The sequence below is a fragment of the Corynebacterium sp. HMSC065D07 genome (assembly GCF_001810695.1).
In the GTDB taxonomy this organism is placed as follows: Bacteria; Actinomycetota; Actinomycetes; order Mycobacteriales; family Mycobacteriaceae; genus Corynebacterium; species Corynebacterium hesseae.
Genome location: NZ_KV802448.1, coordinates 21,542 through 35,363, shown reverse-complemented (window position 1 = coordinate 35,363; position 13,822 = coordinate 21,542). Strand labels below are relative to the sequence as shown.

14 protein-coding genes and 1 pseudogene are annotated in these 13,822 nt (G+C 60.0%); 8 read left to right on the top strand and 7 right to left on the bottom strand.

Annotated elements, in window-relative coordinates:
* Positions 1-25: 25 nt before the first annotated feature.
* The 3 genes from HMPREF2760_RS05870 to HMPREF2760_RS05860 are packed head-to-tail and all read left to right on the top strand — an operon-like array spanning position 26 to position 2,462.
* On the top strand, positions 26-1,174 hold the full coding sequence (locus tag HMPREF2760_RS05870) for an ABC transporter permease (protein ID WP_070596833.1): 1,149 nt from the start codon (positions 26-28) through the stop codon (positions 1,172-1,174).
* Positions 1,171-1,860, top strand: a complete 690-nt coding sequence (locus tag HMPREF2760_RS05865; RefSeq protein WP_070565448.1) for an ABC transporter ATP-binding protein — start codon at positions 1,171-1,173, stop codon at positions 1,858-1,860. Before HMPREF2760_RS05870 ends, HMPREF2760_RS05865 begins: the two co-directional genes overlap by 4 nt.
* 35 nt (positions 1,861-1,895) lie before the next feature.
* Positions 1,896-2,462: a TetR/AcrR family transcriptional regulator gene (locus tag HMPREF2760_RS05860; RefSeq protein ID WP_070596832.1), complete on the top strand. Its 567-nt coding sequence runs from the start codon at positions 1,896-1,898 to the stop codon at positions 2,460-2,462.
* 78 nt (positions 2,463-2,540) lie between these two features.
* Here HMPREF2760_RS05860 and HMPREF2760_RS05855 read toward each other — a convergent pair whose 3' ends face one another.
* Positions 2,541-2,948 (bottom strand): DUF3040 domain-containing protein, encoded by a 408-nt coding sequence (locus HMPREF2760_RS05855; protein ID WP_070596831.1) that lies wholly within the window; start codon positions 2,946-2,948, stop codon positions 2,541-2,543.
* A 152-nt stretch (positions 2,949-3,100) separates the two neighbouring features.
* Positions 3,101-3,544, bottom strand: coding sequence for an SAV_6107 family HEPN domain-containing protein (locus HMPREF2760_RS05850; RefSeq protein WP_070565446.1), 444 nt, complete (start codon positions 3,542-3,544; stop codon positions 3,101-3,103).
* Positions 3,545-3,797: 253 nt separating this feature from the next.
* On the opposite strand from HMPREF2760_RS05850, the gene HMPREF2760_RS05845 reads away from it, so the two are divergent.
* From HMPREF2760_RS05845 to HMPREF2760_RS05835, 3 genes are read left to right on the top strand one after another with little or no spacing between them, the layout of a single operon-like run.
* The gene (locus HMPREF2760_RS05845) at positions 3,798-4,370 is read left to right on the top strand and encodes a GNAT family N-acetyltransferase (RefSeq protein WP_070533340.1); all 573 of its coding nucleotides are present in this window, start codon (positions 3,798-3,800) and stop codon (positions 4,368-4,370) included.
* 43 nt (positions 4,371-4,413) lie between these two features.
* A complete protein-coding gene (locus HMPREF2760_RS05840; RefSeq protein WP_070533343.1) occupies positions 4,414-5,505 on the top strand; it encodes a polyprenyl synthetase family protein in 1,092 nt (363 codons plus the stop codon).
* A gap of 1 nt (position 5,506) precedes the next feature.
* Positions 5,507-7,045 (top strand): alpha-(1->6)-mannopyranosyltransferase A, encoded by a 1,539-nt coding sequence (locus HMPREF2760_RS05835; RefSeq protein WP_070596830.1) that lies wholly within the window; start codon positions 5,507-5,509, stop codon positions 7,043-7,045.
* Here the strand turns inward: HMPREF2760_RS05835 and HMPREF2760_RS05830 are convergent.
* Complete coding sequence (locus tag HMPREF2760_RS05830) at positions 7,014-7,412, bottom strand: Rv2175c family DNA-binding protein (RefSeq protein ID WP_070519830.1); 399 nt, start codon at positions 7,410-7,412, stop codon at positions 7,014-7,016. The genes HMPREF2760_RS05835 and HMPREF2760_RS05830 overlap by 32 nt on opposite strands.
* 50 nt (positions 7,413-7,462) lie before the next feature.
* On the opposite strand from HMPREF2760_RS05830, the gene HMPREF2760_RS05825 reads away from it, so the two are divergent.
* Complete coding sequence (locus HMPREF2760_RS05825) at positions 7,463-8,713, top strand: protein kinase domain-containing protein (protein ID WP_070533345.1); 1,251 nt, start codon at positions 7,463-7,465, stop codon at positions 8,711-8,713.
* Between the two features lie 12 nt (positions 8,714-8,725).
* On the opposite strand, the gene HMPREF2760_RS05820 is transcribed toward HMPREF2760_RS05825, so the two are convergent.
* Together HMPREF2760_RS05820 and HMPREF2760_RS05815 are read right to left on the bottom strand one after the other, a co-directional pair.
* Positions 8,726-10,114 carry a class II 3-deoxy-7-phosphoheptulonate synthase gene (locus HMPREF2760_RS05820; protein ID WP_070565440.1) on the bottom strand — a complete coding sequence of 463 codons (1,389 nt, stop codon included), beginning with the start codon at positions 10,112-10,114 and terminating at the stop codon, positions 8,726-8,728.
* A gap of 66 nt (positions 10,115-10,180) precedes the next feature.
* Entirely contained in the window at positions 10,181-10,693 is a 513-nt protein-coding gene (locus tag HMPREF2760_RS05815) for a polyadenylate-specific 3'-exoribonuclease AS (RefSeq protein ID WP_070519824.1), read from the bottom strand.
* A 60-nt stretch (positions 10,694-10,753) separates the two neighbouring features.
* Between HMPREF2760_RS05815 and HMPREF2760_RS13215 the strand changes: the two genes are divergently transcribed.
* A complete protein-coding gene (locus HMPREF2760_RS13215) occupies positions 10,754-12,016 on the top strand; it encodes a glycosyltransferase 87 family protein (protein ID WP_371440622.1) in 1,263 nt (420 codons plus the stop codon).
* A gap of 35 nt (positions 12,017-12,051) precedes the next feature.
* Here HMPREF2760_RS13215 and HMPREF2760_RS05810 read toward each other — a convergent pair.
* Both HMPREF2760_RS05810 and HMPREF2760_RS05805 read right to left on the bottom strand, forming a co-directional pair.
* Positions 12,052-12,966 (bottom strand): annotated as a pseudogene (locus HMPREF2760_RS05810) (hypothetical protein); the annotation flags it as partial.
* Positions 12,967-13,038: 72 nt separating this feature from the next.
* Entirely contained in the window at positions 13,039-13,785 is a 747-nt protein-coding gene (locus HMPREF2760_RS05805) for a lysophospholipid acyltransferase family protein (protein WP_070561939.1), read from the bottom strand.
* Positions 13,786-13,822 lie beyond the last annotated feature (37 nt).

Below are 13,822 nucleotides of genomic sequence, written 5' to 3'. Positions count from 1 at the left end.
TCTTCACCCACTAGGAAGATCCCCTATGTATCTAGCTTGGCGCGAGATGCTCTTCGCGCGTACCCGATTCATCCTCATGGGCGTTGTCCTTGCCCTCATGTCCATGCTCGTCGTCATCATCTCCGGCCTCACAGCAGGTTTGGTCAACGACGGCGTCTCCGGACTAAAAGCAATGGATGCCGACGTCGTCGCTTTCGCCGACGGCACCCAGAAAGACTCAGCTTTCACCCGCTCGGTTGTCGATGCCTCTGATAGCGAGTCCTTCGCTCAGCACGACGGCGTGGAAGAAGCCGCTCCTCTTGGCCTGACCATCGCCAATGCCCATAACCAAAACGGCACGGCAGTGGACCTGACCCTGCTGGGAGTAGAACCGGACTCCTTCGTGGCACCGGCAGGCTTGCCCGCACTTGACACCAACCGGGTCGACGGCCAGCCCAGCAACACCAAGCACGACATCATCGTCTCCTCCACCCTGCAAGACGAGGGCATCGAGCTCGGCGACACCATCACGCTCGATCGCTTGGATATCCCGCTGAATGTCATTGGGTTTACCGATAATCAACGCACCTTCGGACACGTGGACGTGGCCTACCTTCCGCTCGACATCTGGCAAGAGATCCACGCTGGCGGTCGCCACGGCGAAGCCGTGAACCCAGACGCTTATGACGAAGCCTCCGTCATCGTCGCCCGCACGTCAGACAAGCCCGACACCGAGGCCCTCTCGGAACAGTCCGGCCTGGATGTTCGAACCCTCAAGGAAAGCTTCGACTCATCCCCCGGCTACACCGCCGAGATGATGACCTTGTCCATGATCACGTGGTTCCTGTACGTCATCGCCGCACTCGTGACCGGCGCCTTCTTCCTCGTGTGGACCATTCAGCGGGCCGGCAATATCGCCACCCTCCGCGCGATGGGCGCGACCAAGGGTTTCTTGTTGCGCGATAGCCTCGGCCAGGCAGTCGTCATCCTTGTCTTGTCCATCCTGGCGGGTGCGCTTGTCGCCGTCGGCTTGGGTAGCCTCCTGGAGCAGACCGCCATGCCTTATGCCACCGAATTCAGTTCCGTCATCAGTGGCGGCCTCATCCTCTTCGTCGCTGGTCTGCTCGGCGCTTTCATCGCCGTTGTCCGTGTCACCCGAACCAACCCCCTCGCAGCCCTAGGAGAAAACCGATGAGCCCTGCTTTAGAACTAAAAGACGTCACTGTCAGCTACACCGATGGCGATTCGCAGGTTAAGGCACTCGATTCCGTCAATCTCAGCATCGATCCCGGCGAATTCGTTGCCGTGGTCGGACCATCAGGTTCCGGCAAGTCCACGCTGCTCGCTGTTGCGGGCGCATTGACGACGCCCGATTCCGGCCAGGTCCTCGTCGCGGGCGAGGACATCGTGCAGCTTGGCGACGCCCAACTGGCACAGATCCGCCGCAACCACATCGGCTTCGTCTTCCAGTCCACCGGTAACCTTCCTTCCGCGTTGACTGCGGAGGAACAGCTCGAGCTGGCCAGCAAAGTCATTGGTAAGACTGGGCGCTATTCCAGCACTGAGCTCCTCGACAAGGTTGGCATGAAGCACCGCGCCAAGCACCGCCCAGGAAGCCTGTCTGGCGGTGAACGGCAGCGCGTTGGCATCGCGCGTGCACTCGTTGGCGACCCCCAGGTGCTGCTTGTCGACGAGCCCACCGCAGCCCTGGATCGTGCACGCTCCCAGGAGATCGTTGCGCTCTTGGCAAAAGAATGCCACGACTTTAACGTCGCGGGCATCATGGTCACTCACGACTACGAGGTTCTCGATCACTGCGACAAGGTCTATGAGATGGTCGACGGCCGCTTAACACCGGCCACCGCATCCGCCCAGCGATAAGCAAAGAATGCGCAGCTTAACGTAGACTCACACGCATGCCAAAGATCACTGAAACGACAGTAGCCGAGCACCGCGCCGTCCAGCACCGCGCGGTGCTCGAGGCTGCCGAAAAGCTGATCATCACTAGCCATGGTGCAGTCCCCACCTTGGCCGAAGTTGCCGCAGAAGTCGGGCTTGCCCGCCCCAGCGTCTATCGATACGTATCATCCCAGCACGATCTACTGGTGCAGCTACTTATTCAGTCCACCCAATCGTGGAATGAGCAGCTCGAGTCTGCCATGGCGGTAGCCTCCCCGGAGCCTAAGAAACGTATCCACGCCTATGTCGACGCCACGCTCGATCTCTTCATTCATAGTGCTCACGGCCATTTGATGACCGCCGCACAGCACTTCCCCCAAGCCTTTGCTGACGAGGCAGTACAGAAGTCACATGGCGGTTTCGCTTCCATCGTCGACGAGTTCTGTCCCGGAGTTTCCTCAGTAGATATCTCGTTGCTCAATGCGGCCATCGTCCGCGCCTCTGAACTGGCGGACGGCTCACCGGAAAAGCTCAGCAGCGCAACGCAAACCCTTTACGCAATGGCCGAAGCCATCCTGCCCTAGGTCACCGCATTAAAAGAGCCCTCCGCGGATTAAAGCGGAGGGCTATTCAGGACCAGTTTTGGGACCGGTTCTAGACGCTTAGCGGCCTTCAAAGCGACGACGGAAATTGTCTTCGAGGCGGTTCCCAACGTCGCTACCACCCTTCTTGGATTGCTTGCCGCGATCCCGAGTGGACGACTGCGCACCGACTGCAACCAGAGAATCCTCCGAGTTTCCGAGCAGCATCCAGACGCCGGATCCAAACATGACTAGGAAGCCGAGGACCGAGAGGCTCACAAACCACAGGGATTGCTGGGCCAACGCAATACCGCCCACCATCATGCAGAGACCGACAACAATCAAGGCAACTCCGCGGAGGGTGATAGCGCCCGAGTTTGCGCCGAAAGAAGTTTCACCGGACACCGACGCACCAAAATCAGGATCATTGGCCAGCAACGACTGCTCAATTTCACGCAGCGCTTGCTGTTCGTGCTCAGAAAGGGCCACAGCGTCCTCCGTAGTGGGTTGGGTTTAGGTAGTGGAACTGGGAAATAGGATTACTACCTCTATAACGTCAAGAATAGCGAGATAGTTCCCGCAAAGACAGTCCACACGTTTTAACCGCACTACACCACATCGCCAGGGCCCTGCGCTCCGCGTTAAGCCGCGAGACCACCGAAGCCCAGCTCAGACTCAGTCGCATCCACATAGCGGGCAGCAAGCGCCACATAGCGATAGACCGTATCAGGATCAGGGACCGGATCCAGTCCGGATGCCACTCGCGAACGCACACGCGAGTAGTCCTTAAACTCCGCTGCCCACTGCGCATCAGCCGGGCCGATGAGCGCCACTTGCTCCCAAGCGGAGGTAGGCAAGCGCCGGCGACGTGACACCGTGGACGCCGCTACCCGAGCCCCGGCAGCGCGCAGCGAGGCGCGATAGGCCATTTCCAAAGCGTCCGCGAATCGCCCCTCCGCTGCGCTCTGGCGCGCCTCCACCAACAAATCCAACGCTTGACCCACGAAACGATCGCGGCGTACGCACTGCAACGCCTCCCGGTTACGGCTCCGCGCCGCTGCTGTTGCTGAGATTACCTGTGCCATGACCTCTCCCCCTTGGGCTTCTTCCTGAGCTTGTCAATAGAGACTGTGTTGTTGATTTCCTGTCGTTGTTTGTTGACGCGATTCACCTTAAAGCCGCCTTCCTACATCCACCCCCAATGTTAGTCCACATGTTCGAATTTGACAATAGTTTTACCGAACTTCTCCACGTTTTTCGAACATGCACATCAAATTTGCCTGCGAAGGGTTCGTTGCCTGCTTTCACATACCGCAAGAATCTGTTGTTATTAGACATGTGAGTTACACGCTGCGCCGCCTAAGCCCCCAAGAGTTCGCCATTGCCCTCCCGCACTTGGTGGATATCTACATTGCAGCGATGAACTACGACCCCTCAGTACGCAACAGCTCCATCATGCGGTGGCGCGGGGATCTCATACGCCCGGGGTTTTCCTGCGTGGCGGCCACCTCCGAAGACGGCATCACCGGCTTTGCCTACGGCTTTCTAGGCTCTCCTGATACCTGGTGGGATAGGCAACTCCGCCGAGCGCTCTCCAACAACGGCGGCGCAACCCCAGAGCAAGAAGAGGTTCTCCACAACTATTTTGAGTTGGCGGAAATCCACGTAGTGCCCGAGGCACAGGGCCACGGTCTGGGCCGTGCGCTGCTTGAAGCACTGGCCTGGAACCTCCCCGCCCGCTACATCCTGCTCTCCACACCTGAGGTTCCCAATGAAGCCAACTCCGCCTTCGGCCTCTACCGCAAAATGGGCTTTAGTGACTTCCTTCGCCAGCTCCATTACCCCGCCGATTCACGCCCCTTCGCCATCCTGCAATCAGCTGTGCCGCTAGCACCAGCCGGTACCGCTTAACCTGGCGTCTAATCCGTGAGCCTGCCCAGGTAGAGTGGCAGGCGTGACTACTCCGCAAATACCTTCCCTGGACGATATCCCCGTAGCCGTACGCGAGGAGCTCGAGCTTTTCCTAGATAGTCAGCGCGACGCCATCGCGTCCATCGGTTCCCCGGTGACTAACGCGATCTCCTATTTGGAATCCTTCGTGCTGGACGGCGGAAAACGTATCCGCCCTCTCTACGCGTGGGCAGGTTTTATCGGCGCACATGGGCTCGAGGGCACGGAGTCCCCGCAGGCGATGCTCCGCGCAGCTTCTTCCCTAGAATTCATCCAGGCTTGTGCTCTCATCCACGATGACATCGTGGATGCTTCCGATACCCGGCGCGGCAATCCCACCGTCCACCGTGGCGTAGCCGCTCGCCATCGGGAGCTCGGGCTCAGCGGTGACGCTGACTTCTTCGGGCAGTCTCTCGCCATCCTTGTGGGCGACATGGCCTTGGTCTGGGCCGAGGACATGCTCCAGGATTCCGGCCTGAGCCCCGAGGCGCTCGCGCGCGCTCGGGCGCCGTGGCGGGCGATGCGCCGCGAGGTTATCGGCGGGCAAATGCTGGATATTTGCCTCGAAGCGGAAGGCTCCGAGGATGCAACGTTGGCGGACTCAGTAAACCGTTTCAAGACCGCCGCGTACACCATCGAGCGCCCGTTGCATTTGGGCGCAGCCGTAGCAGGAGCACCCGAAAAGCTTGTTGCCGCTTTCCGCGGCTATGGACAAGACATCGGGGTCGCATTCCAGCTCCGCGATGATTTGTTGGGGGTCTTTGGTGACCCAGCAATTACTGGCAAGCCCGCCGGTGATGATCTGCGCGAGGGCAAGCGCACGGTCCTCTTGTCATTGGCTCTGCAACGTGCGGATACCACTGATCCCGCTGCTGCCGCGGAGCTTCGCCGACTCATCGGCCAGACGGAGGATCCCGCAGATATTGCCCGCATGGCCCAGATCATTGCCGATTCCGGGGCACCGGATGTCGTCGAGCAGCGCATCAGCGATCTCACGCGCTCGGGCCTTGACCACCTTCATAATGCCCAGGTCGCCCCCGAAGTCACGGCAACGCTGGAAGAGCTTGCCCACAAATCCACCGCACGCCGGATGTAGCATGGCCCGCTCCGCATCCGCGCGCGTATCCCTGCGCATTCCCAACCCCCTTCCTTTGGGCATCGTCTCCGCGGCGATCCTTGCTCTCGCCTCCTTCTCTGGTGGCGCAACCCGGAACCGCGGCGGCTTTCTTGAGGCACTCAATATCGGTTTTCTCGCGTATGGCCACGGCCGCAACATCGGCATAGTCCTCTATTGGGTTGGCCTCTTTGGATTGGTCGCCGCGTGGGTCCTGGCTGGGCGTTATCTCATCGCCCCACAGCTCAAGAACCCGCAACCCGACGGCGCGCTGTCTGACATCCGCCGAATGCTGATGTGCTGGGTTGCCCCGCTGTTGTGCGCGGCCCCACTGGCTTCGCGGGACGTGTACTCCTATCTCATGCAGGGAGCCATGGTGCGCGATGGTTTCGATCCTTATGTCGAAGGCGCGGCTGTTAACCCCGGCCCCTTCCTGCTGGAAGTCTCACACGACTGGCGAAACACCACTACGCCTTATGGTCCGCTGCACTTGTGGATGGGCAACGGGGTAACCAACCTCGTGGGGGACAATGTCGCCGCGGGCATCATCGTCTATAAGGCGATATCGGTCCTCGGCTTTGCCGCCATCGCTTGGTCGATTCCACGCCTTGCACGCAGCATCGGGGGCGATCCGGCGCTAGCACTGTGGTTGGGTGTAGCGAATCCAGTGATTCTATTGCACCTCATCGGCGGCATGCACAATGAATCGGTCATGGTGGGCTTGGTATCGCTGGGATTGCTCGCCGCGGTTCACAACAAGTTTCATCTCAGCCTCCTTCTTGTCGGCGTAGCGGTGTCGCTCAAAGCCACAGCTGTATTCGCCGCACCGTTTATCGTGTGGCTCATGCTGCACCACTGGGCGCCGAAAGGCACCACGCCACTCAAGCGCTTCGGGGTCTTTCTCCTGTCCGGCATCGTTGCCGTGGCGGAGGTCGCGCTGGCGGTGGCGGTGATTACGTGGGCGTCGGGAAGCTCGTGGGGCTGGTTGTCACAAATCAGCGGCAATTCCAAGGTGATCAATCCCCTGGCCGGCCCTACCTTGCTCGCCGACATTCTGGTACCGCTCATCCAGGTCTTCTCCCCCGATACCACCTATAACGGGGTGCTCAGCGTGTTGCGTTCAATTGCGATGATCCTCATGCTCCTCGGCCTCGTCATCGTGTGGTGGTGGGGGCGAACGGGCGTGCGCCGCGCGATTGCCGCTACGGCTGCTGCCTACCAGGTGGCGTTCGTCTTCAACTCTGTGACGCTTCCCTGGTATTACGCCTCCGTGCTCACGCTCATGGGAACCTTCCGCCCACCGCTGCCCTTGATCAAACTAACCACCGGCGTGGCCCTCTTTATCGGAGTGGCCTTCGCTGGCGACGGAAACCACCAGCTCTATAACTGGTTCTGGGACATCGCCATGGTGGTCGTGGCATGGTCAGCAACGCAGTGGATTTTCGATGGTGTTCCACGCACCACCGCGGCCATGGATGAGGCTGCTACTGCTAAAACGCCGAAGCCTGCGCGCGCCGAATAACCTCGCGCGCAAGGTGCCCGTGGAGCGCGTCAATGGGGCGGCCTGGCAAAGACTCATCTTCGGTAAACAGGTGCGCCAGAATCTCATTGTCGCCCCACCCGTTGTCCGAAAGAACTGTAATGACACCGGACACGTGCTTGGAAATGACGCCCTTGGAATTGAAGAATGCCTCCGGGACGAGGCGCTCCCCCTCGGCGTTTCGCCACACGATGAATTTACGCGCGTTGAGCAGGTCGAAGACGCGAGTGATGGGAAGATCGAGCTTTTCAGCAACCTCAGCGAGCGTCAGCAGCTTTTCGCCGGCGAGGAGCTGCGGTAGTTCCGGGTGCGGATTCTCGAAGTTGTTCTCAGAATTAGTCACGGACACAACTGTAGCCGGATCACACTTTGGGGCGCTGATCGGCCATACTGGAATCCATGACAAGGCTGAACGTGGGCGACATTCTTGAAGGACGCTACCGCATCGATCAGCCGATCGCTCGCGGCGGCATGTCCACCGTGTATCGCTGTGTCGACATGAGATTGGGCCGCGCGGTCGCCGCCAAGGTCATGGATGAGCGCTATCACGATGACCCTGTCTTCGTCACCCGCTTCGAGCGCGAGGCCCGCGCCATGGCGCAGCTAAGCCACCCCAACCTCGTCGCCGTGCATGATTTCTCCGCGGATGGGTTGCCCATCTATCTCATCATGGAGCTCATCACCGGCGGCACCTTGCGCGAGCTCCTTGCTGAACGCGGACCCATGCCGCCACATGCCGCGGCCGGCGTCATGCACTCCGTGCTAGCCGGGCTCACCGAGGTCCACCACGCCGGACTGGTGCACCGAGATATCAAGCCGGACAACGTTCTCATCACGGACAACCACCGCGTTAAGGTCGGCGATTTCGGCTTGGTGCGCTCCGCCAAGGCGGAGCACGATAGCTCGGGTCAAATCGTCGGCACCGTCAGCTATCTCTCCCCCGAGCAGGTTACGGGTGCGGATATCACCCCGGCTTCCGATGTCTATTCGGCCGGAATTGTCCTGTTTGAGCTCCTTACCGGCACGGTCCCCTTCCACGGCGAGACCCCACTAGCCCACGCCACAGCGCGCGTGCACGCGGATGTGGTGGCGCCGTCCTCACGCATCGAGGGGGTGCCTATGCTTTTCGACGCCCTCGTAGCCACCGCCACCGCGCGCCAGCCGGCCGAAAGGTTTGCGGATGCCGGCGAATTCCTCGATGCGCTGGATGATGTATCCCGTGAACTGCAGCTCCCGCAATTCACCGTCCCCGTCCCGCGGAACTCGGCTGCTGCACGAACAGCCGCTGTGCCCACGGATTTTTCGGGGGCAGGCAATACCCGGGTCTTCGAAGCCACGTCCACGATCCCGGCGCCTCAACCGCCCACGCGGGAAACCCGTGTAGAGCCTCGAAACGATGCTTTTCTCCCGCCGGCCGCACCGGTAAATCCCCCGGCACCGTCCCCTGCGGTAGCAGAACCTTCTGCGCCGCTTCCCCCGGCCGGTGCCGAGGAGGAGCCAGAAGAGCGCCCTTTGAGCAACCGCAGCGCCATCGCGCTTATAGGTTTCCTCATACTCGTCGGGCTTGCCACCTTGGCCGTCGCCGTGGCGGCCTGGTGGTTTGGCTCCGGAGAATACGGCACGTGGCCGATTCTCTGGAGGCCATATTAGCCTGCGCAACTTCTAGTTGCGCAGCATCTCCGCGATAAGGAAGGACAGCTCCAGCGATTGCTGGGTGTTCAGGCGCGGATCCACGGCGGACTCGTAGCGGCCCGGCAGATCCACGTCCGTGATGTCCTCAGCGCCGCCGAGGCACTCGGTGACGTCCTCGCCGGTGAACTCGAGGTGGACACCACCCGGGTGAGTACCCAGTTCACGGTGCACCTCGAAGAAACCCTGGACCTCGTCGACGATCTTGTCGAAGTGGCGGGTCTTGTAACCGTTCGATGCCGTGAAGGTATTCCCGTGCATCGGATCGGACTGCCACACAACCTTGTGGCCGGAGTCCTCCACGGCCTTGATGATCGGCGGCAAGACGGAACGCACCTTGTCGTGGCCCATGCGGGCGATCATGGTGAGGCGGCCAGGCTCACGGTTCGGGTCCAAACGCTCTGCGTACTGCACAGCCTGCTCCGGGGTTACTCCTGGGCCAAGCTTGATGCCCACGGGGTTGCCGATGATGGAGGCGAAAGCGACGTGGAAATCGTCGAGGCCGCGGGTGCGCTCGCCGATCCACAGCTGGTGAGCGGACAGGTCGTAGAGCTTGGTCTCGCCGTTAGAGTCCGTACCCAAGCGCAACATGGAACGCTCGTAATCCTTCAGCAAGGCCTCGTGGGAGCAGTAGATCTGTGCCGAACGCAGGGTCTCGTCTGAGACTCCGCAGGCGTTCATGAAGGCCAGGCCGTTCTCAATTTCATTTGCCAGGGCCTGGTAGCGAGCGCCTGCCGGAGAGTTGGCCACAAACTCGCGATTCCACTCGTGGAGTCGGTAAAGGTCAGCAGTACCGGATTGGGTCAGTGCGCGGACCAGGTTCATGGCCGCCGAGGAGTTCGCGTAGGCACGGATCATGCGGGCGGGATCGTGGCGGCGGGATTCCTCGTTGGCTTCTACGCCGTTGACGATGTCACCGCGGTAGTTGTACAAGCCGTTTGCGTCCAGATCAGAGGAGCGCGGCTTCGCGTACTGGCCGGCGATGCGACCGAGCTTAACCACCGGGGTGGACGCGCCATACGTCAAAACTACGGCCATTTGAAGCAGCGTCTTGATGTTGCCGCGGATGTGCGGCTCCGTATTGGACTCGAAGGTTTCCGCGCAGTCGCCTCCCTGGAGGAGGAAGGCGTTGCCCAGGGCGACGTCGGCAAGCTTGCGCTTGAGGTCCTCAATCTCTGGAGCCACGACGATAGGTGGGACGGATTCCAGGATCTTGCGCACGTTATCGGCTTGCAGCTGATCCCAGCTGGGTTGCTGCTTTGCCTCGCGGGCAATCGCATCTTGAAACTTCTCGTTGATCCCCTCCGGCAGCGGTGGCAGATCAGGGAGCACTTCTTTGGGAATATCTACTGTCCAACTCACACCCAGTATTTAACCATCTTGGGTCTATCGCGCGTTAGTTAATGGCATTTCGGCCACGGTATTAATTCACGCTTTATTAACGCGGTTGCCCCTAGTCAACGGCAAGTGCTGTTCACAAACCCGAAATTTGGCCAGATTATGGCGGGCGTCGACCAACGCGTCATGGTTGCCGTTCGGGACTGGAGGCAGCTTGGGGCGGCCGGCGAATTCCCAATACTGCTTAAGCTCCCGGGTATAGCGCGGCAGGCCCTTGGGCAGACTCGCCATATCGCCCCAGAGTTGCGCAACAACCACGTGGTCATAAGCGCCCACCCAGGCCCACAACTCGATGGGAGTGGAGTGCCGGCCGAGGAATTTCAGGAGATCTTCGCGGATGGTTTCGCGCGATTTCCAGACCGGATCTGCTGGACTCGGCAGCTTATCCAAAACATTCTCACGCACCCATGCGTTTGCCTTGGCCGGATCGAAGTCTGTGGATACCGCGTAGTATTCGCTACCGTCTTCCCCGACAATTCCGATGGAGACCAATTCAATGGTCGATCCGTCCTCGATAAATTCGGTGTCGTAGAAGTAGCGCACGCCCCGTATCCTAGTCTCCCGCCCACATAGGCCTGCCCACTGGGGTCTATACTCAACTGCGTGAAGAAAGCTCTCTCCTCCCCTCTTCTCCCCTTGTTCATAGCAGGGCTGGCCTCCCTAGCGTGGATTATCCAGCTTCCGGCATTATTCAGCAGCGGCAGCATTGCACCTTATTACCACATTGACCTCGATGTCTATCGCGAGGGAGGACGCGCGCTTCTACGCGGAGAGAATCTTTACGCACAGAGCTATGTGCTCGACAACGGTTTTTCGCTGCCTTTTACCTACCCGCCTTTTGCTGCAGCGCTTTTCGCCATGGTGTCATGGCTCCCGTTGTGGCCGCTGTCCGTTCTTCTTACCGCAGCATCGCTCGGGGCGCTGTGGGTTTGCCTGTATGCCGTGATTTCTCGGAGCTGTGCTACTGAGCGACCTGGTTGGTGGTCCTCGTGGGCATTGTGCGCCTGCATGCTGATGGAACCGGTTACTGAGACGCTCAGCTTCGGCCAAGTGAACCTTTTGTTGACCGCGGCGGTCGTTGTAGATTGCTTACTGCTGAGCCTACGAAGCTCGTGGCGTGGTGTGCTTACGGGCATTGCAATAGCCATCAAGCTCACCCCAGCGGTGTTCCTCGCCGTGTTTTTCGTTCGCCGCGACTGGCGCGCTCTTGCCACTGCGGTGGGGTCCTTCGTCACATGTGGCGTGGTGGGGCACCTCGCCTCCCCGGCAAGCTCCGCGGTGTATTGGACCGATACCCTTCGTGATTCCTCGCGCATCGGCGGGCTGGCCTACTCCGGCAACCAATCACTCCGCGGCCTGCTAAGCCGCATTGTCCCCGAGCAAGCATCAGCTCTTTGGATTCTCGGATGCATCGCCATCGTCGCGCTTCTGTGGTGGCTTATGGAGCATACATCATCGCAGGTCGAGCTCGTGCTGCTCGCTTCCTCGGCGGCGCTGCTGTGCTCCCCGGTCTCGTGGTCTCACCATTTCACGTGGCTCTGCTTAGCAGCGGTATATCTGACCGCCCGCCGACACTGGTTCCTAGCTGCCCTCACATGGCTGACGTTGCTGGCCCGCGGCCACTGGCTCGTCCCGCACAATGAGCAGCTGGAGCTGACGTGGTCGTGGTGGCAGCAGATTCCGGGCAACGACTATTTCTTGCTCGTCGTGTTTCTTGTCGCGGTGAGCTGCTGGCTCAGGCTTGAGCCTACAGACGACGGTTCCGTTTTTCGCCGACTCGCACCGATCGGCGGCGGTTTAAGCGTCCAGCCCACGACGGGCACCTTGCCCAAAGCCCACAGTGCTAGCGACGCGACAGCGCAATAAAGAACGCACATGCTAAGCCAGAACCACGTGTTTTCCAGCGGCCACTGGCCCGCCAGGCTAACCTCCCGAGGATGGAGCGCCATGGGGTAGCCATAAAGAATGGTGAGGCCGATGGGATGCCCAAGATAGATAGGCAGCGTGTGAGCACCGATGAAACGCAGTCCGGTGGACAGGGCCGGAATATAGGACACCACAACCGCCACCGCGATTCCCACTGGGACCTCGAAGAACTGCTCTACCATGCGAACAAGGATATGAACGTCATCCCTCACCAGCGCCTCCGCGCCCGGGAGCAACCACGTAACGTCAACTTCTCCGGAGAAGTTATCCCACGCGCGGCGAGTAAAAAAGCCGATGGCGTAGGCCACTGTCATCCCGGAATACGCCCAAAAACTGCGGTGATCCCATATGCCCTTAAACGGTGCCTCGATGGCTGCAGCGAAGGCGGAAATGGCATCACGGAAATAGGCGGCGCCGACAAAGACCGGGAGAAACATGATGGCCTTCGCAATCGAGGTGTATTGCGCCTGCCAAGCGGTGAACAGAATCGGGCTAAAGCTCAGCGCCATCGCTGCCCACCCGGGGAGCTTGCGTACGCACCACAAGAAGATGTTGAACAGAATCAGCGAATGCAAAAACCATGCCATGGAATGGCCCACGAGCAGGCTGGCTGTCATTTGGCCAACATCGAAGATGGGATCTCCAAAGACCCAGTGGTACTCCACGCGTTTGGTTTGTTGCTCAACGAGCATCCAGACCACATAGGGAACGAGGAAGTACCACAGGCGGCGTGTGAAAAGCTCCGCGAAGCTAAAGCGAAAAACCTTCTGGGCAAAAAAGCCGCTCACCAAGAAGAACAGAGGTAAGCGAAGCGGATCCAGCCAGACGTTAAAGGCCGCCAGCCACGTCTTCCCTGATTCAGGAACGGTGAGCGTGATGTGCAGAAGCACGACGCCCAGGATGGAGATGCCTTTCGCTACATCGGGCCACGCCAGGCGTTTGGTTAGAGAAGAAGACACTGACTACCGTGCCTCCGAACCGGGCTCGGCCCCTTCCGGGTAGCCGTGTCCAGCTTGCAGAGAGGCCTTCACATCGGAGGCGTACACGTCGACATAGGGTTTACCCGCCAACTCAGCCAGCTGCTTCATCACGTAGTCCGTGAAGGCGCGCGCAGTAGCGTGGTCCTGAGGATCAAGGTTGCGTTCAGCGGCCCACGCCTGGGGGTCGATGGGCTCACCCACGCGCATGCCGACGCGAACCGGGCGCGGGATCCATGAACCGATCGGGTTTGCCTTCCGGGTATTAATCATGGCGATGGGAATTACCTGCTCACCAGTGGTCAACGCGATGCGCGCCATGCCGGTGCGCCCCTTGTAAATGCGTCCATCGGGCGAACGAGTTCCCTCCGGGTAGATTCCAAAGAGATCCCCACGGCCGATAATGCGTTGCGCGCTCGCTAGCATGGCGTCGCTCGCGTCTTTATTGACGCGGTCAATCGGTACCTGCCCCACGGAGCTAAAGAACCACTTTTGCAGGCCGCCAACGAAACCGGGGGTGGTGAAATACTCGCTCTTAGCCAGAAAAGTAATCTGCCGCGGGCACAACAGGGGGAAGTAGAAAGAATCCATGACGGCTTGGTGAGAGGATGCCAAGATAGCCGAACCGGATTCCGGGATGCGATCCATTCCTTCGGACCATGGGCGGTTCCATACTCGAAGGGCCGGGCCAAAAAAGATGTGCTTAAAGGCCCAGTACCACTTGTTTCGCATCGCTTATAGTCCTATCTGTTTATGCCGAACAGGCCAC

Coding starts and splice junctions, on each gene's coding strand:
- HMPREF2760_RS05870 (WP_070596833.1), top strand. CDS start 26: ATGTATCTAGCTTGGCGCGAGATGCTCTTCGCGCGTACCCGATTCATC.
- HMPREF2760_RS05865 (WP_070565448.1), top strand. CDS start 1,171: ATGAGCCCTGCTTTAGAACTAAAAGACGTCACTGTCAGCTACACCGAT.
- HMPREF2760_RS05860 (WP_070596832.1), top strand. CDS start 1,896: ATGCCAAAGATCACTGAAACGACAGTAGCCGAGCACCGCGCCGTCCAG.
- HMPREF2760_RS05850 (WP_070565446.1), bottom strand. CDS start 3,544: ATGGCACAGGTAATCTCAGCAACAGCAGCGGCGCGGAGCCGTAACCGG.
- HMPREF2760_RS05835 (WP_070596830.1), top strand. CDS start 5,507: ATGGCCCGCTCCGCATCCGCGCGCGTATCCCTGCGCATTCCCAACCCC.
- HMPREF2760_RS05825 (WP_070533345.1), top strand. CDS start 7,463: ATGACAAGGCTGAACGTGGGCGACATTCTTGAAGGACGCTACCGCATC.
- HMPREF2760_RS05805 (WP_070561939.1), bottom strand. CDS start 13,785: ATGCGAAACAAGTGGTACTGGGCCTTTAAGCACATCTTTTTTGGCCCG.